Consider the following 1070-nt stretch of genomic DNA (forward strand, 5'->3'; position numbering starts at 1 on the left):
AATGACTTGAATTATAACAGACAATGCTTCAACTAAAAATATACCACCGACAAATATTAATGAAAGTTCCTGTTTAACTATTATAGCAAGAAGTCCAACAATTCCACCAAGTGGTAAAGAACCAATATCTCCCATAAATATTTCAGCAGGATAACAGTTAAACCACAGAAATCCAAGACATGAACCTACAAGTGCACCTGAAAAAACTGTTGCTTCTTCTGCACCTTTAACAAAGGGTACATTTAAATAATTTGCAAATTTTACATTACTTACTACATAGGAGATTATTGCATAAGCCAGAGATACAGTTAAAATGAGACCTATTGCAAGTCCATCCATTCCATCTGTGAGATTGACAGCATTTGATGTGGCAACTATTATGAAAACAGCAAAAAGGATGAAATATTCTCCAAGAGGCAAAATTGCTTTTTTAAAAAAAGGGATATACAAAGAGGTGTTAAAATTTAAATCGCTCTTATATACAAGAATAAGTCCAATAATAAAACCAACTATCATCTGTACTATAATTTTAAAAAGTGGTCTTACTCCTTTGTGTGATTTATATCTTAATTTTGTATAGTCGTCTATAAAACCAACAAATCCAAGAGAAAAAGTTAAAAAAATGAGAAGTATAATGTAAGTATTTTTAAGATCTGCCCAGAAAAATGTAGATATTAACAAAGTCCCAAGAATTAAAAATCCTCCCATTGTAGGAGTTTTTTCTTTTTCTGTTTCTCTTAAATAATTTGGATGACAGAAATTTTTTAACTTATTTATGATTTTTCTTCCAAACAAAAGAGAAAGTAAAAGAGATGTGAATGTTGCAAGAGTTGCTCTTACTGTGACATATTTAAAAATATTAAAACCAAACCATAAATCTGTAAAAGAATATAAAAGTTTATATAACATTTAAGATACCTCCGTTAAAAAAAATCTGTTTTTAAAAAATCAACTATTTCATCCATTTTAACAATTCTTGAACCTTTTATAAACACAGCATCTTGTTTTTTTATTTCCCTTTTAAGTTCTTTTTTCAATTCATCAATTTCATAAAAATGCTGGTCCATTGT

1 protein-coding gene is annotated in these 1070 nt (G+C 28.5%); it reads right to left on the reverse strand.

Features of this window, described 5'->3' with window-relative positions:
- Positions 1-909, reverse strand: a 909-nt coding sequence (mraY, locus tag PKV21_03300) for a phospho-N-acetylmuramoyl-pentapeptide-transferase (protein HOM26515.1), incomplete at its 3' end; no start/stop codon positions are given.
- Positions 910-1070: the final 161 nt, after the last annotated feature.

The organism is bacterium (genome assembly GCA_035371905.1).
In the GTDB taxonomy this organism is placed as follows: Bacteria; Ratteibacteria; UBA8468; order B48-G9; family JAFGKM01; genus JAMWDI01.